Origin of the sequence: Streptomyces herbicida, assembly GCF_032656585.1 — a bacterium.
GTDB classification, from domain to species: Bacteria; Actinomycetota; Actinomycetes; order Streptomycetales; family Streptomycetaceae; genus Streptomyces; species Streptomyces herbicida.
On sequence record NZ_JAUYWJ010000045.1, the window covers coordinates 1 to 22,970 of the forward strand.

Here is a 22,970-nt window from a genome sequence, read left to right on the forward strand (position 1 = left end):
TCGACCGGCTCCACAGCCGGGTTCTCGTTGTCTGCCATATCCGTCCGTCCCGGCTGGTCAAGGCCCTACACCGGACCCCGGCCAGCCTGTCACGTCACGGACTTACACGATCTTTCAGACACACCCGCCCCCCGCGTACGAACGGGGAGTGTCATGAATCAGGTGTGTACTTCCACGAAGGAGTCACCTGATGAGCACGTCAGCGGATCACCTGATCGAGGACGCTGAGGGCATGTCGCTTGCCGTGGCCGGTGTGGGCCCCGAGGGTGCCGACGTGAAGTCGATGCCGATGTCCGTGAACGGTCTGTCCGTCGAACTGCTGGAGGAGCTGGCCGCGCTGGCCGCGAAATTCCCGTCTCCCCCGGGGGCAGGGAGATAGCCTCAGCGCTGCCATCGTCCAACGGGGAGGGGTTGAAGTATGCGAGGGCAGGACTGGATCGAACGTGCGGGAGAGCTGTTCGAAGCGGCGATGTTCGGCGGGGACACGTCCGCGCTGGAGCGGTCCGATGACGTGCTGGACGCGGTCGAGGCGCCGCTTTCCATGGGGCGGGGCAAGGTACTGCACGTGCGCTTTCTGAACGACCGCGAGGAGAACAGCCAGGAACTGGTGCTGTTCGAGCGCGCGGCCGAGTTGTACGAACGTCTGGGGGACGCGTCGGGTGAGGCGGACGCGTTGTTCTGGGTCGGCTGCTGGCATCAGGTGGTCAAGGGCGACGGCGCCACCGGCAGGCCGTACTTCGAGCGGTCGTACGCGTTGGCGAAATCCGTCGACGACCGGATGACAATGTCCTACGCGATTCGCCATCTCGGCTTCGCAGACAAGGACGCAGGCCACTTCGACCAGGCCCGCGAGCGGCTGACCGAATCGGTGACACTGCGCCGAGAGATCGGCTTCAGGGCCGGAGAAGCGGCCGGTCTGGTGGCACTGGCCTACCTCGCGGCCGAAACCGGCGACTCATCGGCGGCGTTCCGCCACCTCGACGAAGCCCAGTCGGTCGCCGAGAGCTGCGGTGCCAAGGCCGTGTCGGGGTGGATCGAGCAAGCCCGCACGCTCATCCGCTCCTAGGTTCTGACTGGAAAAGTGCTGGTCACAGTCACTCGTTGAGGACTGCGACCAGCACAGTCGCCTCGTAACGGACGGCAAGTTCGTACCTCTTGGCCACGGCCCGGTGGCGCTTGAGACTCTTAATGGGCAAAAATGCCCGCTGGAGGGGACGACTGTACGGGGTCGGGCGCAGGCGGTTTCCGGTGTTTGATCCAGAGTCACGGGAGACGGGGGCCATTCCTGATGCCACAGCGAGCCGGCCAGCGGTCGCGGACCGTGAAATGTCGCCGATCGCTGAGAAAAGTTCGGCCGCGAGAACTCCGCCGAATCCGGGCATGGAAAGGACGATGGGCGCCTGAGGGTGCCGGGAGAGAAGTTCCTTTACCTTCGTCTCCAGCTCCTTAATAGCGGCTAACACAATGAGGTGGATCGCTCCTGGTTGCGGTGTCCGGGGCCGGAGTTGAGCGTTCGGTCCGGTGTGGGGATGTCGCCGTGGATCGTGTCGGATGAGCTGTGGGATCACTTGGAGCCGCTGCTGCCGCAGCGTGAGCGCAGGTTCCGGTACCCGGGCCGCAAGCCGTTGCCTGACCGGGACGTGCTCTGCGGGATCTTGTATGTGCTGCACACCGGGATCCAGTGGGAGTACCTGCCCAAAGAGCTGGGCTTCCGGTCGGGCATGACGTGCTGGCGCAGGCTGCGGGACTGGAACGAGGCCGGCGTGTGGCAGCGGCTGCACGAGGTCCTGCTGTCCGAACTGAACGCGGCCTCGCGACTGGACTGGTCCCGCTGCGTGGTCGACTCCTCGCACGTTCGGGCGTTAAAAGGGGGCAGCACACGGGCCCGTCGCTGGTCGACCGGGGCCGGGCCGGCTCGAAGCACCATCTGATCACCGACGGGCACGGCACCCCGCTCGCGGTCCTGCTGACCGGCGGCAACCGCAACGACGTCACCCAGCTCCTGCCCCTGCTCGACGCGATCCCGCCGGTCCGCGGCCGGGTCGGTCGTCCCCGCCGCAAGCCGGACTCGCTGTTCGCCGACCGCGGCTACGACCACGACATCTACCGCGACCAGGTCCGCGCCCGCGGCATCGTGCCCGCCATCGCCCGCCGCGGCACCCTGCACGGCACGGGACTGGGCACCTACCGCTGGGTCGTCGAGAGGAGTTTCGCGTGGCTGCACGGCTTCCGACGTCTGCGCATCCGGTGGGAACGACGAGCTGACATCCACGAAGCGTTCCTCAAACTCGCCTGCTGCCTCATCACCCACCGACAACTCGGCTCATTGCGTCAGCCGCTGTTGCCACTGACGAGTCACGACGGCTCCGGTGCGTTACGGCGTCTCCTCCCGAACCTGGCGACGTGACGTGACGACAAGTCGGTACACGTATCGCGTGACCGAAGAGCCAACCCAATAGCCTATCGCGCCACTGACAAGAACACCGACTCCATGTGCGGCCCAAGCCCACGGGCCGGCGACGTCGGCTGGAGTCCACATGGCAGTGAAGGCTGCTGAACCAGCTGTTGCGCCCGCCCATCCGGAGGCGGAGACCACCAGGGCCTCCAAGTGATCCTCGGCGAGAATGATTTCAACGATGTCAGCCGCGACTGCGACGACAATGAGGATCTTGCCGCCGACTCGGAATACCGTCCGTACCCGGCCGGCGAGCTTCATGGTCCGCGCGAGTTCTTCGGCCGAGGCAGCGAGAGACGGAGCAGGGCGTGCCAGCCCCGACTTCTCCACTGCACGGAGAAGTGCCGCAACGCCTCCCCGCACCCGGATCTTCGCTGCATCCGCGATGACCTTGAACCTGCCCGCTGTCGCTGAGAAGCGCCCACCAGCCTCTAATACGACCTCGCCGACCTTTCGCGCCGAGCCGGCAACTTCACGGCCGATGCGCTCCCACATGCGCCGCTGTGCAAGGCGATCCAAATGGTGGGCAATTTTGTCGCGCAGGGCCTTGGACAATGCGGACGCCGCGTCCCTGCCGGTGCTTACGCGGAACTGTTCCCGTACCTGGGTCTCCACGGTGGGCTGCGCTTGTGCTGCCTCCTCAAGGTAAATCCGGTCGAGGTCTGCCTGCTGATAAACGAGGCCACCCTCACTGTCCATCAGATCGATCTGCATCGCGACGCCGGACTCAGGACCAACCCCTGTATAAGGAGTCCCTTCCGTCACGAACCAAGAAGCTCCTCCGACTCCGAGCTCCGGCCGGAACGGAGGTTTTCCTGCCACCATGTTCTCGATCATGGATAGCGCCACGTCCGGCGTGAGGAGGACGTTACCCAGTGCCCCTTTGGGGATGGCACTCGGCAGGCCCACGCCTATCCCGCCGTATCCACCGTCCCGATTCCGGATCTGATCGAGTATCGCGGCGCACCGTGCGTCGTCCCGATCGAGGAGTGCCTGGTCGTATGCCGGCCCGAGATCCTGATCCTCCATTAGCTCAGGAGCGTTGGCGCGCAGCCGGTTCGCTTCGATCTCCTCGGCGGTGGGAGGCACACCTCCAGGCAATGTCTCGCCCGCGTCTGTGATCCCCTCCGCGCCTGATTCCAGTGGGCCGGCGTCAGGGACGCCTTGGCGCTGGACCGTGCCAACTGTATCGAAACAGTGTGTCAGTTCGCCGCTGTTGATCGCAGATTGGGCAACATTCTCGGCAGGAGAGCTGATGGGGCCGATACGCTGGGCGGGAGAGGGGGAACCGCGCTGCTGTATCACGTGGGCCAGTTCGTGGGCGAGTAGATCGCTGCCCTCACTGGTGTCAGGAGCGTACGCGCCCCTTGCGAATGCGATATCTAATCCCAGCGTGAATGCCTGCGCACCGATCGACTGTGTTGCCCTGTCCGCAGCCTCATCGGAATGGACCCTCACCCGGCTGAAGTCGTGTCCCCATCGGGCTTCAAAGGGCAACCGGACTTCCTGATCCAAGATCATGCCTGGTCGCTTCAGCACATCGAGCACCGCCTCAGGCACCTCAGAACTGCCGTTCCGGTGGAACGCGTCGTCCCTGGAATGGTTCTTCGTCACGCGCTGCGACTGACGATACAAAGCCGACCTCCTTGCAGGCCGTAGGACCGCTCTTCAGTAACCCGGCAGGATCTTGTACGGCATTTCCCGGAATTATTCGCTTAGAGCGTCACTGCAACGTCACCATGACTGCGTGATGTGAAGAAGGCGATGAACGAAATCCACGGGAGAGGCATTTGGCCTCAGCCCGCACTGGCGGCGAAGGTTCGCCGGAAGCTCGACAACGGCGCCCGGCGCGGTGCCCCGGATGACGACCGGGTCCCGCCGGTGCGGCGGGGCAAGCGTGGTCTCCGCAGCCGGACTGGGCTGTTGCGCCCGCCGACCGGCATTCCGCCGAGGCCCGTCTTCGTGACCGCGCCGCGGCGTTGACAGGCACAGCATTCTTCCCTCGCTCCCTGCGCGGCAGCGCCAAGTCGCCCTCTTCCAGGTCTACGAGCAAGTGATCGGCGGGGTGACGCCGCACATGCCTGGCGCCGCCGTGGCCCCGTCCAGATATGGCCCGAAAGGACACCGCCCGTATGAGCACGCTCTCCGTCCGCCCCGTCGCCGGTCACATCGGCGCCGATATCGATACCTCGTCGCCGCGTACGAGGGCCTGTCCGCCCCTGTCCGCGCCTTCGTGGACACCCTTCGTGCCGAACACCGCTACGGCGGCAGCAGGCCGGTGGACGGCGACAGCGAGTACGCCCGCCGCATTAACGACAACCTGCTGGTGGCCGTGCACCCTGTGGTGCGGGTGCACCCGGAGACCGGGGAGCGTGCGCTGTTCGTCAATCCTGGCTTCACCAGCCACATCGTGGACGTCACTCCGAGTGAGAGCAAGCGCATCCTCGACCTGCTCTATGCCGAGATCACTCGCCCTGAGTACACGGTGCGCTTCCGCTGGGAGCCCGGACATGTTGCCTTCTGGGACAACCGCGCCACCGCCCACCTCGCCCCGCGCGACCTGGACCACCTGACCGTCGAACGGCGTCTGCACCGGGTCACTCTGATCGGTGACGTACCCGTCGGGCCGGACGGACGCGAGTCCGAACTGGTCGCCGGACGCGCCTTCACCGCCGACCACCGGGTCGCCGTTGCCTCCTGACCCCGCCTCGTCCGTACCAACTTCGTCGGGTGCGGTGACAATCGCGAGCACGACTCCTTGGACCTGCGTGAGCAGAACCTCACGGTCTATGCCCCACACAGAACAGCGTTCATTGACCTAGACCGCGAACTCCTCGTCGTTCGGACGGCTGTCCATGATGCGTCGGGCGAACTGCGCGCCTGCTGCTATCGCGTCGTCCACGGCCTTTGCGATTGCCGTCCTTGGGTGACGAGTACGCGTGGGGCGGGCGTCGGCTCCCGCCCCACAGCGGCTCGGACTACCGACACTTGACATTCAGCACCGTGCTGTAGGCACTTCCGCTGCTCGTACCACCGTGGAGCAGCGCTGCGAAGGTGCTGGTAGCGGCCAGATAGGCAAAGCGCAGCTTCACGGGCGACCATCATGCCACGGTCGCTGGTTAGCACCTGGCCAGGCCCGGGCGACACACGGTGTCGGCCGCATACCGACACGCGTCCCGCTCGTGCCGTCAGGACCTGACGAACAGGCGGCGTGACGGACGTCATTGACACGGCGATTCCGCGGACGTTGTCATGAACACATGCTGCAACGCCCTGGGACCTGCTGCACTCGTCGAGCCAATGGCCTGGCACTCTGCTCGGGTTGTAGCCGGTCACTGGGCGCAGCGTGCACCAAGATCACGCGTGCCCTCCCCAGGGCAACGGGCGGGCGTCTGTCGTGGGCGCACGGTCATTGACCGGTCGCCACGAGCTGCTCGAATCCGCCCAGATCGAGTTGACCACCCGTCCCGGAGTGCTCTTCCACGGTCCGGCGGGGATCGGCAAGTCCACGCTCGTGGCTGCCCTCATGACGTCCCTGACCGCGCATGCCCTGCCGGCCGGCACGGTGCTTCACTGCTCGCCGGCTCAGGAGGACGCCCGGCTCCCGTTCATCGGCCTCATCGACCTGTTCGCAGGGGTGCCGGAGAGTTTCCAGGAGGCCCTGGCGCCCGAGCCCCGGGCGGCACTGAGGGCGGCCCTACTACGCGGCCGGGAACCGGTCGACGACCGCAGTCGGCTCGCGGTGCGCATCGCCGTCCTCGAAGTGCTGCGAGCCCTCGCCACCACCGGGCCCGTTCTGCTGGTCATCGACGACCTCCAGTGGCTCGACGGGCCGAGCGCCGAGGTGCTTGCCTTCGCTGTACGGCGCGTCAAGGGCCTCGGCATACGGGTGGTGGCCTCCGAGCGAGTGGCCGACGGCGAGCAGCCCGAACGGCTGGGCTGCTGCCCGCCGGGCACCGTCGAACTTCCTGTGCCGCCGCTGGCGGACGGCGAGGTGGCACACCTCGTGCGCACCGCCATCGGTGCCGACCTGCCACCGGCGGTGCTGCGGGCGATCCAGGACGCCGCGGCCGGAAACCCGTGGTACGCACTGGAGTTGGGGCGGGCAGCTCCGCGTGACGCAGCGGCCGTCGGCTTCGGCCGGACCCTTCCCGTGCCCCGAAGGCTTCGTACCCAGCTGCTGGACCAGGTGCGTAGGCTCCCGGAAACAGCGCGGCGCACCCTCCTGGTCACGAGCGCCGCCGCCCACCCCAGCCTCAGTGTGCTGCGTGCCGCCGGGCTCCATGACCCCGGCGCTGACCTCGCGCAGGCCGAACGACTCGGTGTGGCGACGGCCGACGTCGGCGGAATCGTACGTTTTGGGCATCCGGTGATCCGGGCCGCCGTATACGCCGATGCCCCGGAGCACAGCCGCCGACAGGCGCACGCTCTTCTGGCCCGTGCGGTCCCCGAGCCCGTGGAGCAGGCCCGCCACCTCGCCCTCGCCCACCCGTACGAGGACGAGACCACTGCCCGCACGCTGATGTCCGCGGCCGAGTCCGCACGCCGCAACGGCACACCTGATGCCGCCTTCGAACTGGCCTGGCTCGCTGCCCGGCGCACTCCCGGCGCCCGTGCCGCGGACCGCGCCGACCGGCTGCTGGCCGCAGCCGAGTACGCGTGCGACGCAGGACGACGGGAAGAGGCGGGCCAGGCTGCCGAGACCGTCCTGTCCGGGTCGGGCTCGGCACGGCATCGGGTGCGGGCCCGGCTGATCCTGCTGCGCAACGTCGGGCAGGCGCTGGAGGGTGCCCATGATCTGATCGAAGAGGGCCTCCGAGATGCCGACGGCGACCCGGAGGCCGAGGCGTGGCTGCATCATTGGGCGGCTGTACGCGGCCTGTTGTGTGGGGAGTTGGCGGAGGCCGCCCGGCATGCCCGGCGCGCTGCCCGGCAGGCGGCCCGGGCAGGCGACACGGACACTCGGATCGGGGCCCTCGCCACCCTCGCCCGGGTGCGTTCCCTGGCCGGGGAACCGGTCGCCGCCGGCGCCGTGCTCGAGGAGGCGCTCGCACTGGTCGGCGGCGCCGACGCCGGCCCGGAGAGCTGGAGACTGATCCGGATGCGGGCGATACTCGCCCTGGACTCCGACAAGGTCACCGAGGCCGGGGAGCAGGTCGCCAAACTCCTCGCGGGAATAGGCGAGTTCGCCGGGGTCGAAGAGGTCATGGCGACCTTGGTGACACTGACCCGTATCCAGGTGCGCTCCGGGCAGTGCCGGGAGGCGCTGCACACCGCCGCCCGCTGCTCGCGCGTCCTGGCTGAGACGGGCGTTCAGGCCGCTCCGGCGCTGTATGCGGCGGCGCTGGCCGCGACCGCCGGCGGCACCGTCGACGAGGCCCGGCACCTCGCCCAGCAGGCGGTACGGGTTTCGGAGGCGGACGGTGACCGGTTGTTCCTGCTGCGTGCGCTGGCGGTGCTCGGGCAGGCCGAGTTGCTCGTCGGCGACCCGCGGGGGGCGGCGGCCGCGGTCGAGGCACTGCAACGCGTCATGGAACTCGGCGAGGCCATGTGCGCCGCCGACCCGCCGCTGCTGCGCTGGTACGGCGATCTGACCGAGGCCCTGGTCGTCCTCGGCGAGACGGACGCGGCCGGGGCCGTGATCCGCGAGGCCCGTGCGCGTGCGACCGGCGATGCGCCCGACAGCGTACTGGCAGCTCTGGAGCGGGCGGAGGGGCTGCGTGAGGCGGGGCTCGGCCGGCCCAAGGAGGGGGCGGTACGGCTGCGTGCCGCCGTGGAGCGCCTGCGTCAACTCCCGTTGCCCGTGGAGCTGGTGCGCACCCTGATCGCGCTCGGCACGGTCGAGCGCCGCTCGCGCCGCAAGAGCGCGGCACGAACGGTCCTCGGCGAAGCGTTGGAAACCGCGACACGGATCGGCGCCGCTCCGCTGGCGGCGCGGGCCAGGGACGAACTGGCGCGGCTGGACGGAGAACGCAGCGATGAGGCGGGCGCGGGCAGACCCGAACTCACCCCCACGGAAGCGAGGATCGCCGAACTGGTCGGCGGCGGGGCCACCAACCGGGAAGTCGCCGCTGAGCTGTTCATCAGCGTCAAGACGGTGGAAGGTGCCCTCTCGCGGGTCTACCGCAAGCTCGGGGTCCGCTCCCGCACCGCGCTCGCCCACGCGATGGCGGTCGCCGTCATCGTCGCCGGGGCGGCCGTGGACTCCGGCGACCAGGACCAAGTGACCACTCAGGCACGACAGTGACGGCTAGTCAGCCCTGCAGTATCCGGACTGCCCGCACACTCGACACTCGCCGTTAACGTGACATCAGCAGTTAACACGTAAAGCAAGGGTTCCCCCGCTTATGCGGGTGGGGCGGATGTTCCTACGTTGAAGCCGTTCCGCTTCCGGGACACCACCCCCACTCTCCGGAGGACCTCAGTGAAGTCACGCCTGAAACTGCTCGGCCTGGTCACCGTGCCGGCCCTGCTCGCCGCCGCCGTACCCGCCGCCTACGCCGCCGGCAGCGCCCAGCCGCACTCAACCCGCGCGGCCATCACCGGAGATGTCCTGAAGGGCCTGAACGAGAACGTGACCCGTACCGGCAAGGTCGCTCCCGGCAAGCGGATATCGGTGGCGATCAGCCTGACCCCCAGAAACGACAAGGCCCTCGACACCTTCGTCGCCAAGGTCAGCAACCCGCGGTCGAGTTCCTACGGCCGTTATCTGACCAAGCGCCAGTTCGCCGCCCGCTTCGGCCGGACCGATGCCGAGGTCAAGCAGCTCAAGGACTACCTGCGCGCGCAGGGGCTCACCGTCGGCACCGTCCACTCGGGCAACCTGCTGGTCGACGCCAGCGGCACCGCCGCCCAGCTGGAGAAGGCCTTTGGCACAAAGCTGTCGACCTGGAAGGACGCCTCGTCGGGGCGCTCGTTCTACGCCAACGACACCGCGCCGACCCTGCCGACCGCCATCGCCTCCCTCGTCAGTGACGTGGCGGGCCTCAACAACCGCGCCCACCGGCACCACCAGGCGCCCTCCACCGTCACCCCGCACAACGGCCCGGGCGGCGGCTACACCCCGGCCCAGCTCAAGGGCGGCTACAACGTCTCCGGTACGTACACCGGCAGCGGCCAGAAGATCGCGCTGATCGAGTTCGACGGCTTCCAGCAGTCCAACATCACGAAGTACGACAACAACTACAACCTGGGGTCGCCGACCCCGACCGTGTCCAAGGTGGACGGCGGCTCCGGCTCGCTCGGTGACGGGCAGGTCGAGGTCGAGCTCGACATCGAGGTCCTGCACGCGATCGCCCCGAAGGCGAACGTCACCGTCTTTGAGGGCCCCAATTCCGACGCCGGCGAGGTCGACACCTACCAGGCCATCGTCGACAGCGGCATCCCGACCACCTCGATCAGCTGGGGCGCCGCCGAGAGTGCGCGCACCACCTCCAACATCAACGCCGTGGACGCCGTCTTCAAGGCGGGCGCCGCCCAGGGCCTCGGCTTCTACGCGGCCTCCGGTGACAGCGGATCGGACGACGCGGGCGACGGCGGCACCTCCGTCGACTACCCGGCCAGCGACCCGTACGTCACCGGCGTCGGCGGCACCAAGCTGACCGTCACCTCCGCAAACGCCTGGAGCAAGGAGGTGGCCTGGTCCGGAGGCGGCGGCGGAAAGTCCTCCGTCTTCAAGATCCCGAGCTGGCAGACCGCGGTGCAGAAGAGCGCCGGCGGCGGCTACCGCCAGGTGCCGGACGTCTCGGCCCACGCCAACCCCAGTCCCGGTGTCTCGATCTACTCGCAGGGTTCCTGGTCCTCGGTCGGCGGTACCAGCGCCGCCGCGCCCGAATGGGCGGCATTCGCCGCACTGTACAACCAGCAGGCCGCGGCGGCCGGCAAGGCCAACCTCGGCTTCGCCAACCCCGCCCTCTACACGGCGAGCGGCACCGGCTTCCACGACATCACCAGTGGCAGCAACGGCGCCTACTCCGCCGCCACTGGCTGGGACTTCACCACCGGATGGGGCTCGTACAACGCCGCGACACTCGCGAAGAAGCTGCTCGGCTGACCCCCAGCAGCTGAAGACCAACCCATGAGGCGTGGGCCGGGATCACTCCCGGCCCACGCTGCGGCGTACGGCGTACGCATATCCGGCATTGTCAACTCAGTGTCCCGGCCCCACATCCGGTGATGTTGCGCCTCGGCGTGTAAGGCGCCGATGGGCCAGCACCATCCACGAACTGCGCTTCAGCGGCGGCAAGGTGTGGGCGGCCACCGGCGAGGGCGTGTGGGAACCTCTCCACGGAGAAGCCGAAGGACGTCTGGAAGTTGGATTTCGCGCCCCCCACTATCTGCCCGGCTGTACACGGGCCAACGACACATCGGCCGCGTACAAAAACCCGTTCGCGGGCCCCCTCGCCCGAGACCCGCACCGTTCTCCTCGCGGCCGCCGCCCGACAGGTCCGCGCCGCGCCCTCCGCGCGTCACTTACCACCCGGGCGCCCCGGGCCCGCACTCGCCCCGGGTGGTGCTCAGGCACTGCGGGAGGCGGCGGCCGCCTTCGAGTAGGGAACGGTTCGGGGCTGTGCCGCCGGGTGGCCGGCAGTGTTGCTCACAGCACGTTGAACAGGCGCCCCGCGCTGCGCAGCGCGTGCCCCGCGACCCGCTTGCCGAGGGCGAGGCCGGCCACGTCGGCCGAGCGGGTGTGGATGCCGGAGTACACGCGGGCGTCCTCGTTCTCCTGCGACAACTGCCCCCAGGCCGTATAGGTGCGCGTCACTCCGGGGGCGGTGAGGCTGGTGAGCTCGAACGGTGCGGTGCGCGGCCCGGTGAGCGCCGTGAGGATCGTTTCCGCCGCTCCCGAGTACGTGTTGTGGCCACTGGGGTAGTCGGGATGGGCCGGCGTCACGTGCAGCGGCGTCCAGTCGGGGTCGGGGTCGATCGTGCCGGTGCGGATGGCCGTGACCGGGCGCCAGCGCAGGTAGGCGTACTTGGTGTCGGAGGTGGCGATCTGCGTGTCCACCAGGGCGACGTGGAACAGCGCCACCAGCGCGGCCCGGGCGGGGATGGAGCGTGACGACCGGGCCAGGGCCACCCTCAGCGGCTCGGTGTACAGCGTCAGTGAGGAGCCGAACCAGAAGTTGGCGGTCTCGGTCTGCAGCGCCGTGCGTACGGTGCTGTGTGCGGCCCCGTACGCACGGACCTCGGCCAGGTCGGCACGGTAGCGCCCGGAGTCCAGGGCGGGCGGCGCGGACAGCCGGTACTGGTCGGGGCTGTCCAGCAGGAAGGGCCGGGCGAGCCGGTTGCCGTACTGCGCGGCCGGGGCGTAGGCGGGCGGAGTCGGCTGCCACACGCCGGGAGCCGCCGGCGGCACGGTGAACGGCGCGTTCACCGAAGCCGGGTCGAGACCGTCGCCCTCCCGCAAAGCGAGGACCAGCCGTGCCTGGCGCGCACCGGCCGCCACACCCTTCGCCTTGGCCGGCCCGTCCGGAACGCGGTCCAGCGTCGAGCGCAACGCGGCATCCAGTTCCTGGGTGCGGGACGGGATCAGCGCCACCAGGGCGTCGTGCACGGCGGATGCCAGGGCCGCATTCTGGAAGTCTCTCCGGTCGACGCTGGCCGGCACCTCGCGGGTGGCCCGGGCGGCCGCCAGCCAGCTGACGGCCCAGGTCCGGCTGTTGGTGATCTGGGTGGCTGCGCCCGCCACCGCGACGGTCACGGCCGTCGTGTCGTACCAGTCGAGCGTCACGGACAGGTGCTGCTGCCGTTCGTCCGCAACGGCGGGCGTGGCGAGCGGAACGGTGGCGGAGGCGGTCAGCAGGGCTGCCGAGCCCAGCGCCTTCAGGGCGAAGCGGCGGGCTATGAGCGGGTTCACGGATACTCCTTCGCGGATGTGCGGGCAAGTGCTGTGGCCGGGACGCCGAACGCGCGCACACGAAGGAAACCGCCATGGTCGGCGGTCAGCATGGGACGGCTGCGTTCGACGAGGCGTCAGCTACAGAGCGCGGCGGCGACACGCAACAGGTCAACGGCTCGCCGCCGGGCGAACCGCACAGAGATCCGCATGCCTGAACGCTATCCGCGCCTCAATTCCCGGTCAACACATTGGATATTGACAGCTCAGCATTGCAACGACGCCTTCGCGCCTGCGTCATGCCCCCGTTACCCTGGCCGTGACCACGGCATCACCGCTGTCCTCGGCCCGGGCCGGCAGTTGGTCAAGTGCTTGGCGGAGCGTCCGACCGGCACCCGCGGCGCAATGGTCGACGGTCGCCGTCCACGCGGCCCAACGCGCTGGTCAGGCCTCCAGGTTCAGGGCAGACCAGAGTTCCCGCTCCACCTCCGTCAGCGGTATGTGCGCGGCATGGCACTCCGGGTGGCCGGGTGGCAGCCGGCCGTCCGGCTCTCGCGTGCGCCCACGGTCCTCGGTGCTGACGGAGACCCCGGGCACCGGAAGTCCCCACAGGCAGCACCCGACCGCAAGGAGTCCCGGCGTCCATCGGACGATGACATCGGCCCATCGGTGTCTCCGCTTCACCGCGCGCTCACCCTCAGGGGGGCTGTCGGCCACAGCGGTTCCGTCGTACGCCGTTCTGCCTCGCGCAGGACGCGGAGCACGTTGCGGCCCGTCAGCGCCTCCAGGTCGGACCGGGACCAGCCGCGGCCGGCGAGCTCGCGCAGCAGGACCGGGTAACCGGCAACGTCGGCGAGGCCGGTGGGCTGCTGGTCGACGCCGTCGTAGTCGCCGCCGAGCCCGATATGGTTCACGCCGGCCACCTGGCGGGCGTGTTCGACGTGATCGGCGACCTGGGCCACCGTCACCTCGGGGCGCGGGGGGTCGTTGTGGCCGTCGAAGACGGGTGTGCTGCCGAGGACCTGCTCGACCACGTCCACCACGGTGTCGGTCATGTGCTCACCACTCCCTCGTCGAGAGCGTCGAGGGGCCGGCGTCGTGCCTGCCGGACCGGGTCGGGGACGGGTAGGGCAGCGACCAGCCGCCGGGTGTAGTCGTCCTGCGGGCTGCCCAGCACCTGGGCCGTGGAACCCGAGGCGGCGATCCGGCCGCGGTGCAGAACCATGACACGGTCGGCGACCTGCTCGACCACCGCGAGGTCATGGCTGATGAACAGCGCCGCGAAGCCCAGCTCCTGCTGGAGTTCGGTGAACAGGTCGAGCACCTTGGCCTGGACCGACACGTCGAGGGCGGAGGTGGGTTCATCCGCGATCAGCAGCGGGGGCCGCAGGGCGAGCGCGCGGGCCAGTGCGGCGCGCTGGCGCTGGCCGCCGCTGAGCTCGTGGGGGTAGCGGTCGGCGTAGGAACGGGGCAGGTGGACCGACTCCAGCAGCGCCTCGGCCTCGGCCCGGATGGCCTTCGCCCCCAGTTCGCGCCGGTGGACGTTCAACGGTTCCGCGATGCTGTCGGCTATGGTCAGCAGCGGGTTGAAGCTGGTCGCAGGGTCCTGGAAGACGAAGCCGATGTGGCCGGCCCGGCCGCGGGTGCGGCGGCGGGTCGTCAACTGCTCGCCGAACACATCGAGTCGACCGCCGGTCACGGACGCGAGGCCGGCGACGGCCCGCCCGATGGTGGTCTTGCCGCTGCCGCTCTCCCCGACCAGTCCGACCACCTCCCCCAGCCCGATCTCGAAGCTCACGCCGTCGACGGCCCGGAAGCCCTTCCTGCCCAGTCGGCCGGGATAGTCCACGACAAGGCGGGAGGCCCGTACGACCTTTTGTTGCCCGTCGTACGGTGCGGAAGCTTCCGTACGGCCTCCACCCCCGAAGACGGGTACGGCGGCCAGCAGTTTCCGCGTGTACGGGTGAGCGGGCGCAGCGAACAGCTCGCGGACCGGGGCCTGCTCGACGACCTCGCCCTCGCTCATCACGGCCACGCGGTCCGCGAGGTCGGCGACCACGCCCATGTTGTGCGTGATGAGGAGGACGGCGGTGCCGAAGTCGGTACGGCAGCGGTGGAGAAGTTCCAGGATTTCCGCCTGGACGGTGACGTCCAGGGCCGTGGTGGGCTCGTCGGCCACGATGAGTTTGGTGCCGAGGGCCAGGGCCATGGCGATGACGGCGCGCTGTTTCTGGCCGCCGGAGAGCTGGTGCGGGTAGTGGTCCACGCGGGTGGCCGGGTCCGGGATGCCGACCTTGTCGAGCCAGTCGACGGCCAGAGCCCGGCGTTCGGCCTTGCTGCCGCCGCGGCCGTGGGCACGCAGGCCCTCGGTGAGCTGCCAGCCGATGGTGAAGACCGGGTTGAGCGCGGTGGACGGCTCCTGGAACACCGCCGCGGCGTGTGTGCCACGCAGTTCACGGAGCCTCGCGGGAGGTGCGGTGAGGACGTCCTCGGCCGGGTCTGCGGTGCCGTCGCCGAGCAGGACACGGCCACGGACGGTCGCCGTGACCGGCAGCAGGCCCAGGACCGACTTGGCGGTCACGGTCTTGCCGCTGCCGCTCTCGCCGACCAGGGCCAGCACCTCCCCGGGAGCGACGCAGAGGTTCACCCCCTTCACGGCCTGGGACGTTCCGGCGTCCGTGGCGAAAGAAATGTGCAGGTCCTCGATGCGCAGCAGGTCAGTCATCGTTCGCGACTCCTTCCGTGCCGGCGATGGTCGAGGCGCCACGCCGCCGCAGCCGCGGGTCGGCCAGGTCGGTCAGGCTCTCACCGAGCAGGGTGGTGCCGAGCACGGTGAGCACGATGGCCAGGCCGGGCGGGATCGCCGTCCACCACAGGCCCGAAGTGACGTCCGCGACCGAGCGGTTGAGGTCGTAGCCCCACTCTGCGGCCGAGTTGGGCTCAATGCCGAAGCCGAGGAAGCCGAGGCCGGCGAGGGTGAGGATGGCCTCCGAGGCGTTGATGGTGAAGATCAGCGGGAGGGTGCGCACCGAGTTGCGCAGCACGTGCCGGAACATGATCCGCCAGGTCCCGGTACCGATCACCCGGGCCGCGTCCACGAAGGGCTCCGCCTTCACGCGGATCACCTCGGCCCGTAGGACACGGAAGTACTGCGGTACGAAGGCGACGGCGACCGAGCAGGCGGCCGCGCCGAGGCCACCGACGAGGCTGGACTGTCCGCCGCTGATCACGATCGACATGACGATGGCGAGCAGCAGCGGCGGGAACGCGTAGAGCGCGTCGGCCAGGCCCACCAGGAGCCGGTCCAGCCGGCCGCCGAGATAGCCTGAGGCCAGGCCGAGAACCGTGCCGGGGACCACCGACAGCAGCAGCGCGGCGAGGATGATCTCCAGGGCGGTGCGGGCGCCCCACACCATGCGGGACAGCACGTCGTAGCCCGCGATGGTGGTGCCCAGCAGGTGCTCGCCGCTGGGATGCTGCTGCGAGCCGAACAGCCCGCCGGCGTCCCGGAGTTGCGCGTAGCCGTACGGAGCGACCAGCGGCCCGACCAACGCGGTGAGCACGAACAGTCCGGTCAGGACCACGCCGGTGACCAGCATGGTCCGTTGCACGCCCGCACTCGCCCGCAGGGGCAGCGGCAGCCGTCGTAGAAGAACCTGCGCCACGGCTCAGTACCTCACTCGGGGGTCGATCAGGGCCGCGATGACGTCGACGAGGAAGTTCGTCACCGCCACGACGACGGCGAACAGGACCACGATGCCCTGCACTGCCGGAAAGTCACGGACCGTCAGGTAGTGGGCCAGTTCGAAGCCGAGGCCCTTCCACTCGAAGGTGGTCTCCGTCAGCACCGCTCCGCCGAGGAGACCCGCGACCTGGAGCCCGAGGACGGTGACGACGGGGATCAGGGCGGGTCGGGTGGCGTGCCGGGTGACCAGACGGAAGGGTGCGACGCCACGTGAGCGGGCGGCCTCGACGTAGTCGGAGTTCAGCGTGCCGATCAGGTTCGTGCGGACCAGGCGCAGGAGAATGCCCGCGACGAGCAGCCCCAGTGCAAGGCCGGGCAGTACGGCGTGCTTCAGGACGTCTGCGACCGCCGCCCCGCTGCCGCTGCGCAGGGCGTCGACGAGGTAGAGCCCCGTCGTGCTGGTCTGGCTCTGGAGGAAGAGCTGGACGTCGGTGCTCGCCCGGCCGGACGCGGGCAGCCAGCCGAACTGGATCGCGAAGACGAGCTTGAGCAACAGGCCGACGAAGAACACGGGCGTGGCATAGGTGAGGATGGCGAACAGTCGCAGAGCCGCGTCGGGCGCGCGGTCCCGGTACGAGGCCGCCGCCATGCCCAGCGGGACGCCCACGATCAGGGCCACGGCCAGGGCGTAGAAGGCGAGTTCGACGGTGGCGGCGCCATAGGTGCCCAGCACGTGTGTCACCTGCTGGTTGTCGGTGACCGTGTGGCCGAAGTCGCCGGTGACCAGGGACTTCAGATAGTCCAGGTACTGGGTGAACAACGGCCGGTCGTAGCCCGCCTGATGAAGCTTGGCCTGGAGCTGGTCCGGGGTGAGCCGATCGCCGAAGGCGGCGCTGATCGGGTCGCCGGTGGCACGCATCAGGAAGAAGACCAGGCTGACCAGGACCAGCACGGTGGGGATGATGAGCAGGAAGCGGATCACCAGGTAGCGGGCGAGTCCGTACCCGGCGGCGCCGTCGCCCGAAGTGGTGACGGCGCCGGGGGTGTCCTGTGTCAGGGCGCTCACTTCTTCGCAAGCCCCGTCCAGCGGAACTGGTAAGCGCTGTTCAGCTCATCCGGCACTCCGCTGACGTCGGTGCGGGTGACGATCGCCGTGGACCCCTGCAGCAGCGGCAGCAGCGGCACCTGCGCGGCGGCCTTGTCCTGGGCCTGCTTCAGCAGTTCGGTCCGCTTGGCCGCGTCGGTCTCGGTCTCCTCCTTCTTGATCAGCGCGCGTACGGCGTGGTCGTCATAGCCGTTGGCGACCCAACTGTTGGCCGCGTAGAAGGGCGAGAGGTAGTTGTCGGCGTCGAGGTAGTCGGCGTACCAGCCGAGCTGGTACAGCGGGTACAGGTGCTTGACGCGGTCCTTGCCGTACTGGGTCCACTCCGTGGACTGCAGGTTCACCTTGAACAGGCCGGTGGCCTCCAGCTGGGTCTTGATCAGCGCGTACTCGTCCGCCGAGGACGAGCCGTAGTGGTCGCTGTTGTACTGCAGGTTGAGGGTGACCGGGATGCTCACCTTCGCCGCCTTCAGCTTCGCAGCCGCTGCCGTCTTGTCGGGGCCGCCCTTCTTGTCGCCGTAGAGCGACTTGAAGGCGGGTGTGGCTCCGGCGAGGCCGTCGGGCACCGAGCTGTAGAGCGGCTGGAAGCTGTTCTTGTAGACCTGCTGGGCGAGTTGGGCCCGGTCGACGGAGTCGGCGACAGCCTGCCGTACGGCCAGCGCCTTGGCCTTGTCGGCGTTCTTGGACTTGGTGCCGTACGGCTGGGTCTGGAAGTCGAAGACGATGTACCGGATGCCGTTGCCGGAGCCGGTGTGGACCTTGATGTCCTTCTTCTTGGCCAGGTCGTCGAGGTCGGCGGTGGTGAGGGTGCGGTAGACGGCGTCGATGCCCCCTTGCTGGACGTCGAGCTTCAGATTGCTGGCGTCGGTGTAGTACTTGAGCTGGATGTTCTTGGTCTTCGGGGTGCCCTGCTGGCCCTGGTAGGCGCTGTTGGCGGTGAAGGAGACCAGGGAGTTCTTGTCGTAGCTCGTGACGCCGTACGGCCCGCTCCAGGGCTTGCCCGCGACGACCGACTTGTCGTCGAGGATCTTGTCCGCCGGGAAGACCTGCTCGTCGACGATGTAGCCGGCCGCCGTGGACAGCACCTGTGGGAACAGCGTGTCGTTGGCCGACTTGAGGGTGAAGACGACGGTGGCCGAGTCCGGGGCGGTGACGGAGGCGAGGTTGTACAGGAGCGACGACGGGCCGTTCTCGTCGGCGATCTTCAGCGTGCGATCGAAGCTGAACTTGACGTCAGAGGAGGTCAGTTGGTGCCCGTTGGCGAACTTCAGGCCCTTCTTGAGGGTGACCGTGTACTCCTTGGGTCCCGTCAGCTTGATACCGGTGGCCAGGTCCGGGGACGCCTCCGTGGAGCCGTTCTTCACGCCGAGCAGGGTCGAGTAGACCTCGGTCTCGATGGTGCCGGAGCCCGCGTCCCAGGCGCCCGCCGGATCCAGGCTGGTCACCTGGTCCGTCGTGCCGATGGTCAGCGCCTTGATCGAGGCCGCGTTGCCGCCGTCCTTGGTGCTGGTGCATCCGGTCAGGGCCACCAGGAACGCCGTACCGAAGGAAAGGGCGCCGAGGCCGGTTCGGAGCGATCTGGGCGTGATGTGCTGTGTCATGGCTGGTCTCCGCTTCCGCATGGGCGGGTACGCGACGGAGCCGCGCCGGGCTGGACCTGCCGGACGGCGCGCGTTGTCGCGTGGGAAGGTGAAGGAAAAGAGAGTTGACGATGCGTCGGCGCGTTTCCCGCCGACGGCTCAGTCAGTTCTGACAGAGACAGCTGCAGACCAGCAGCAGATCCACATGACGTCGGGAGCACAGCACGAGGCCACTTGCCACGCCGTCCTCCTGGGGGTGTCGTCGGCGCACGGGCCGAAGGAAACGCACTTGCAGAACAGGGAAATCCGCCGAGCCTTCACCTGGGGCACCCCGCTGCGTCGAGGGTTGCCGTCCGGCCAGCCAGGGCTTGATCACCGGAACTCGTAGCTCGCGCTCACCGTAGATCGACAATTCTCTCGGCGTCAAGAGTTCGCCCTGGCGGGATGACCTGCGCAGGCGCGGCTGTTGCACGGACAACCATATGTGCAGGCCCAGCTCGGCCAGGATCTCGGCGGCAATGGAGGCCCGTCTGCAGCACCGCCCCGGGGAGGGATGTCGGCTCGCGGCTCGGTGATGACTTTCCGAGCCCGCCAGGGTCCGCCTGCCGTGCTCCACCCACGACTGCCCCTCTGGTTGGCCAAAGTACAGTCGACAAGATGCGGGATGGGACCGTCTCAAAATCGACGTGTGCAAATCAGGGCGAACCAGTCACGTCCGAACAACTACGTATCGGCATACGAGACGCTGCCGAATTTGTGTTGTTCTTGTGAGAGGCGCTGCTACTGTTCCCGCCGTGATTCGGACATCCACCCCGGCGTTGACGCGGCGTCGCGCCGTCGACCTGATGCGCGTGCGCAGCGCGAGCTGTTGCCCCGGCGTCGCCGTGGCCTGCTGCTGAGTCTGAACCGACACTCACACGCGCGCTCACTCCTCCCGGCCGTGACCCCCACGTGCGCGGGCACGCCTAGGCGAATCCTTCTCCCGGACGTTCGGCCCACGGCCGTTCGGCTTCCGGTGTTTCAGTCCTGCGGTCATCCGCTTTCCCGCTTTCCCGTGCCTGCGTCCGCCGCACCCGCGCTCGCTGTTCCCGCGCGCATGCTGCCTGCCCGTGGGCCGCCTTCCGAGGAGTTCAACCATGCGTCTGAGACGTACCTCCGTCGTGGCGATCGCTGTCGTCGTCGCCACGCTCGCCTCCCCTCTCGTCCTGACCTCCGGTACCGCGTTCGCCGATCCCGGCGCGGGGATCGCCGCCCACCAGTTGGTCGGCGTCGGCTCGGACGTCACCCAGGACGTCCTGGACGCGCTGGCCGGTGAGACGGTCAACGGCACCAGCTACGCCGCGACCGCCGTCACTGCGGACGGCTACACGCTCGCGTCCTACGACGCGACCGAGCCCGGCACCGGCTCCACGACCTCGCAGATCCAGACCCGGACGAGCGGGCCGACGTTCCTGCGTCCCAACGGCGCCAATGCCGGCCGCCTCGCCCTGAGCGACTCGGTCGCAGGCGGCAACTACGCCGTCTCCTCCAGTGCCAACGACGGCACGGTGAACATCCAGGACCAGATCGACTTCGCCCGCAACACCAGCGCGCCCGCGGTCTCCGGCACCGCGCTGACCGCGATCCCCTTCGCCCGGGACGCCGTGGGCTACGCAGCCAAGGGCTCCGCGCTCGCCCAGCTGACGAAGCAGCAGCTGCACGACATCTACACCGGGGCGCTGACGGAGATCAACGGGGTCAAGATCCACCCGTTCATCCCCAACTCCGGCGCCGGCACCCGCACCTTCTTCCAGAAGGCCATCGGTGTCACCGACGCCCAGCTCGGCAGCAACGTCGACACGCTGGACTACGACGGCAAGGCGGTCCAGCAGAACCGTCTGAACAACGTCATCGAGAACGACGGTGACATCGTCCCGCTCTCCGTCGCCAGCTTCGTCGCCCAGCACAACGGCACTGCCCCGGACCGCAGTGCGACCTCCGTCGCGGGCGGCGCGTTCCTCGGCGCGCTGGACGAGGCGAACAGCGGGACCTACACCGCACCGGTGATACAGAACGCCGACGGCACGATCTCCTCCAACCCCGATTTCTTCGCTGACACCACCTTCGGCCGCGACGTCTCCAACGTGGTCTCCACTCGGGCCATCGACCCGACCAGCGTCTTCTTCAACCAGCCCCTCTACGACGTCTTCGTGACCGACGACAGCCACACGGCGGCGCTCGCCTCCAGCTCGGCCCAGTCCGTGATCGGCAAGTTCGGCTTCCTGAACGTCAGTTACAACGGCATCGCCGACCCGACCAACAAGCACGTCAAGCGGGGCGGCCTGGAGGACGGCAACCTCTCCTCGGCGGTCCCGGCGGCCCCGTCCGTGACCGCTACGCCAGGCGCCGGTGCGCTCAAGCTGTCCTGGGCCCCGGCTTCCGGTGCCGCCGTGAGCGACTACCGCGTCACCGTGCAGGACAGCACCGGCGCGGCCGTGGGCGGTTACGCTTACAAGGACGTGCCCGCCGCCAGCACCGGCGCGAACCTGACGGGGCTGGCGGCCGGTTCGTACACCGTCACGGTCTATGCCGCTGACATCAACGGCAACAGCGACGCAACCACGACCAGCGTGGTGGTCCCCGCCGCGAAGACGGCGACGACCGTGACCGCCTCGGCGGCGGTGGCCAAGCCCGCGTACGGGACCACCGAGTCGATCGCGGTGACCGTCGGCCACACCGACGCCCTCGTGCCGACCGGCACCGTCGCGGCCTATTACGGCAGTACCAAGGTGGGGTCCGCCACCCTGAACTCCTCCGGCAAGGCCACGGTCAAGGTCGCCACCACCAAGCTCGGCGCCGTCGGTACCAAGGCCCTGAGCATCCGCTACGGCGGCGACGGAGCCCACACCGCCTCCAGCAAGAACGTCACCATCACCGTCGTCAAGGCCACCCCGACCCTGACCGTCACCGCCCCGACCCGGATCAGCCACCTCAAGCACGCCACGGTCAGCGTCAAGGTGAGCGCCACCGGCGTCACCCCGACGGGCAAGGTCCGGATCTACAAGGGCTCCACTTTGGTCGGCAGCGGCACCCTCAGCGGCGGCAAGGTCACCGTCACCATCGCCAGGCTCGCCAAGGGCACGCACACGCTCAGCGTCCGCTACGCCGGCAACAGCTTCGTGAAGGCCAAGTCCAAGAGCGTCACCATCACCAGCTACTGACGCCGAAGCACCACCAGAAGTCCGCCTGAAGGGGCTGGAGCCGGCCCATGCGCCGGCTCCGGCCCCGGGCGCCGCACAGCCGAAACCAGAAAGGAGCACGACCTTGGGCCTCCCGCTGACCGCGCCGGGCGAGGACACACCACGGCGGCTGTCCACCGCACGGGGCGCCGGTGACCGCCTCTTCCGGGGGGCGCTGCGCGGCTCCGGTCTCGCCGTGCTCGCCATCATGGCGGCCGTCGGCCTGTTCCTGCTGCTACGCGCCCTCCAGGCGCTGCGCACCGCCGGGTTCTCCTTCCTCACCACCGAGCGCTGGGAACCCGACACGCACGACTTCGGCATCGCCGCCGTACTCACCGGCACCCTGCTGATCGCCGTCGTGGCCATCGTGGTGTCGGTGCCGCTGGCGCTCGGGACCGCGCTGTACATCTCCGAGATCGCGCCGGCCCGGCTGCGGCGCACCCTGATCGCGCTGGTGGACCTGATGGCCGCGGTGCCATCGGTGGTCTACGGCCTGTGGGGGCTGTTCTTCCTGCAGAGCAAAGTGATCGGGCTGTCCCGCTGGCTCTCCACCTGGTTCGGCTGGATCCCGTTCCTGCACGTGGACGGGGCGCACCAGGACGACCCGCTCGCGTCCGCCAGCGTGTACACCGCCTCGACGTTCGTCGCGGGCATCGTGGTCGCGCTCATGGTGTCGCCGATCCAGTGCTCGGTGATGCGCGAGGTGTTCAGCCGCGCGCCCGTCGGCGAACGGGAGGGCGCGTACGCGCTCGGTTCGACCCGCGCGGGCATGATCCGAAGCGTGGTCCTGCCGTACGGGGCCGCCGGCATCATCGGCGGCACCATGCTCGGGCTCGGCCGCGCCCTGGGCGAGACCATCGCGGTGTACCTGATCATCTCACCGGTCTTCACCATCCAGCCGCACATCCTGCAGACCGGCTCGAACTCGGTCTCCTCCCTGATCGCCCTGCACTACGGCGACTCCTCCGGCTTCGGCGTCTCCGCGCTGATGGCAGCCGGGCTCGCCCTGTTCCTGCTGACCCTGGTGGTCAACTTCACCGCGTCGTCGATCGTGGCCCGCTCCCGGTCCGGCGCCCAGAGCGAGGCATGAGC

The 22,970-nt window shown here is 69.0% G+C and carries 16 protein-coding genes, 1 pseudogene and 1 riboswitch; of the genes and pseudogenes, 8 read left to right on the forward strand and 9 right to left on the reverse strand.

Going from position 1 to position 22,970, the window contains the following annotated elements:
• Positions 1 to 190: 190 nt before the first annotated feature.
• Both Q8A52_RS47015 and Q8A52_RS47020 read left to right on the forward strand, forming a co-directional pair.
• Positions 191 to 379, forward strand: coding sequence for a hypothetical protein (locus Q8A52_RS47015; RefSeq protein WP_316764553.1), 189 nt, complete (start codon positions 191 to 193; stop codon positions 377 to 379).
• 39 nt (positions 380 to 418) lie between these two features.
• Positions 419 to 1,066 (forward strand): tetratricopeptide repeat protein, encoded by a 648-nt coding sequence (locus Q8A52_RS47020; RefSeq protein ID WP_316764556.1) that lies wholly within the window; start codon positions 419 to 421, stop codon positions 1,064 to 1,066.
• A 28-nt stretch (positions 1,067 to 1,094) separates the two neighbouring features.
• Here Q8A52_RS47020 and Q8A52_RS49395 read toward each other — a convergent pair whose 3' ends face one another.
• Complete coding sequence (locus tag Q8A52_RS49395; protein ID WP_361620257.1) at positions 1,095 to 1,382, reverse strand: transposase; 288 nt, start codon at positions 1,380 to 1,382, stop codon at positions 1,095 to 1,097.
• A gap of 147 nt (positions 1,383 to 1,529) precedes the next feature.
• Here Q8A52_RS49395 and Q8A52_RS47025 point away from each other — a divergent pair.
• Positions 1,530 to 2,320 (forward strand): annotated as a pseudogene (locus tag Q8A52_RS47025) (IS5 family transposase); the annotation flags it as partial.
• Positions 2,321 to 2,374: 54 nt separating this feature from the next.
• On the opposite strand, the gene Q8A52_RS47030 reads toward Q8A52_RS47025, so the two are convergent.
• Positions 2,375 to 4,090: an eCIS core domain-containing protein gene (locus Q8A52_RS47030; protein WP_316764559.1), complete on the reverse strand. Its 1,716-nt coding sequence runs from the start codon at positions 4,088 to 4,090 to the stop codon at positions 2,375 to 2,377.
• 442 nt (positions 4,091 to 4,532) lie between these two features.
• Between Q8A52_RS47030 and Q8A52_RS47035 the strand changes: the two genes are divergently transcribed.
• The 3 genes from Q8A52_RS47035 to Q8A52_RS47045 all read left to right on the forward strand — a co-directional run bounded on the left by Q8A52_RS47035 (position 4,533) and on the right by Q8A52_RS47045 (position 10,508).
• Positions 4,533 to 5,156, forward strand: a complete 624-nt coding sequence (locus tag Q8A52_RS47035) for a TauD/TfdA dioxygenase family protein (protein ID WP_316764561.1) — start codon at positions 4,533 to 4,535, stop codon at positions 5,154 to 5,156.
• Between the two features lie 711 nt (positions 5,157 to 5,867).
• On the forward strand, positions 5,868 to 8,702 hold the full coding sequence (locus Q8A52_RS47040; RefSeq protein WP_316764564.1) for a helix-turn-helix transcriptional regulator: 2,835 nt from the start codon (positions 5,868 to 5,870) through the stop codon (positions 8,700 to 8,702).
• A gap of 177 nt (positions 8,703 to 8,879) precedes the next feature.
• Positions 8,880 to 10,508: a S53 family peptidase gene (locus tag Q8A52_RS47045; RefSeq protein WP_316764567.1), complete on the forward strand. Its 1,629-nt coding sequence runs from the start codon at positions 8,880 to 8,882 to the stop codon at positions 10,506 to 10,508.
• Positions 10,509 to 11,051: 543 nt separating this feature from the next.
• Here the strand turns inward: Q8A52_RS47045 and Q8A52_RS47050 are convergent.
• The 7 genes from Q8A52_RS47050 to Q8A52_RS47080 all read right to left on the reverse strand — a co-directional run bounded on the left by Q8A52_RS47050 (position 11,052) and on the right by Q8A52_RS47080 (position 18,681).
• Positions 11,052 to 12,314: a vanadium-dependent haloperoxidase gene (locus Q8A52_RS47050; RefSeq protein WP_316764569.1), complete on the reverse strand. Its 1,263-nt coding sequence runs from the start codon at positions 12,312 to 12,314 to the stop codon at positions 11,052 to 11,054.
• A 423-nt stretch (positions 12,315 to 12,737) separates the two neighbouring features.
• Positions 12,738 to 12,890, reverse strand: coding sequence for a DUF6059 family protein (locus Q8A52_RS49400; RefSeq protein WP_408649386.1), 153 nt, complete (start codon positions 12,888 to 12,890; stop codon positions 12,738 to 12,740).
• An 83-nt stretch (positions 12,891 to 12,973) separates the two neighbouring features.
• A complete protein-coding gene (locus Q8A52_RS47060; protein ID WP_408649387.1) occupies positions 12,974 to 13,348 on the reverse strand; it encodes a membrane dipeptidase in 375 nt (124 codons plus the stop codon).
• Positions 13,345 to 15,018 (reverse strand): ABC transporter ATP-binding protein, encoded by a 1,674-nt coding sequence (locus Q8A52_RS47065; RefSeq protein WP_316764574.1) that lies wholly within the window; start codon positions 15,016 to 15,018, stop codon positions 13,345 to 13,347. The genes Q8A52_RS47060 and Q8A52_RS47065 overlap by 4 nt, the downstream gene beginning before the upstream one ends.
• Entirely contained in the window at positions 15,011 to 15,958 is a 948-nt protein-coding gene (locus Q8A52_RS47070; RefSeq protein WP_316764576.1) for an ABC transporter permease, read from the reverse strand. Before Q8A52_RS47070 ends, Q8A52_RS47065 begins: the two co-directional genes overlap by 8 nt.
• Before the next feature lie 3 nt (positions 15,959 to 15,961).
• Positions 15,962 to 17,044 carry an ABC transporter permease gene (locus Q8A52_RS47075; RefSeq protein WP_316764579.1) on the reverse strand — a complete coding sequence of 361 codons (1,083 nt, stop codon included), beginning with the start codon at positions 17,042 to 17,044 and terminating at the stop codon, positions 15,962 to 15,964.
• Positions 17,041 to 18,681 (reverse strand): ABC transporter substrate-binding protein, encoded by a 1,641-nt coding sequence (locus tag Q8A52_RS47080; RefSeq protein ID WP_316764581.1) that lies wholly within the window; start codon positions 18,679 to 18,681, stop codon positions 17,041 to 17,043. Before Q8A52_RS47080 ends, Q8A52_RS47075 begins: the two co-directional genes overlap by 4 nt.
• 259 nt (positions 18,682 to 18,940) lie before the next feature.
• Positions 18,941 to 19,050, reverse strand: a riboswitch (SAM riboswitch).
• Positions 19,051 to 19,796: 746 nt separating this feature from the next.
• On the opposite strand from Q8A52_RS47080, the gene Q8A52_RS47085 reads away from it, so the two are divergent.
• Positions 19,797 to 21,860, forward strand: a complete 2,064-nt coding sequence (locus tag Q8A52_RS47085; RefSeq protein WP_316764583.1) for an Ig-like domain repeat protein — start codon at positions 19,797 to 19,799, stop codon at positions 21,858 to 21,860.
• A 103-nt stretch (positions 21,861 to 21,963) separates the two neighbouring features.
• Complete coding sequence (pstC, locus tag Q8A52_RS47090; protein WP_316764586.1) at positions 21,964 to 22,968, forward strand: phosphate ABC transporter permease subunit PstC; 1,005 nt, start codon at positions 21,964 to 21,966, stop codon at positions 22,966 to 22,968.
• The last annotated feature ends 2 nt before the right edge of the window (positions 22,969 to 22,970 follow it).

What these genes read in the sequence shown, in the direction of transcription:
- Q8A52_RS47015 (WP_316764553.1), top strand. Translation starts at nt 191, where the DNA reads ATGAGCACGTCAGCGGATCACCTGATCGAGGACGCTGAGGGCATGTCG.
- Q8A52_RS47080 (WP_316764581.1), bottom strand. Translation starts at nt 18,681, where the DNA reads ATGACACAGCACATCACGCCCAGATCGCTCCGAACCGGCCTCGGCGCC.
- Q8A52_RS47060 (WP_408649387.1), bottom strand. Translation starts at nt 13,348, where the DNA reads ATGACCGACACCGTGGTGGACGTGGTCGAGCAGGTCCTCGGCAGCACA.
- Q8A52_RS47065 (WP_316764574.1), bottom strand. Translation starts at nt 15,018, where the DNA reads ATGACTGACCTGCTGCGCATCGAGGACCTGCACATTTCTTTCGCCACG.
- Q8A52_RS47085 (WP_316764583.1), top strand. Translation starts at nt 19,797, where the DNA reads ATGCGTCTGAGACGTACCTCCGTCGTGGCGATCGCTGTCGTCGTCGCC.
- Q8A52_RS49395 (WP_361620257.1), bottom strand. Translation starts at nt 1,382, where the DNA reads ATGCCCGGATTCGGCGGAGTTCTCGCGGCCGAACTTTTCTCAGCGATC.
- Q8A52_RS47035 (WP_316764561.1), top strand. Translation starts at nt 4,533, where the DNA reads ATGCCTGGCGCCGCCGTGGCCCCGTCCAGATATGGCCCGAAAGGACAC.
- Q8A52_RS47020 (WP_316764556.1), top strand. Translation starts at nt 419, where the DNA reads ATGCGAGGGCAGGACTGGATCGAACGTGCGGGAGAGCTGTTCGAAGCG.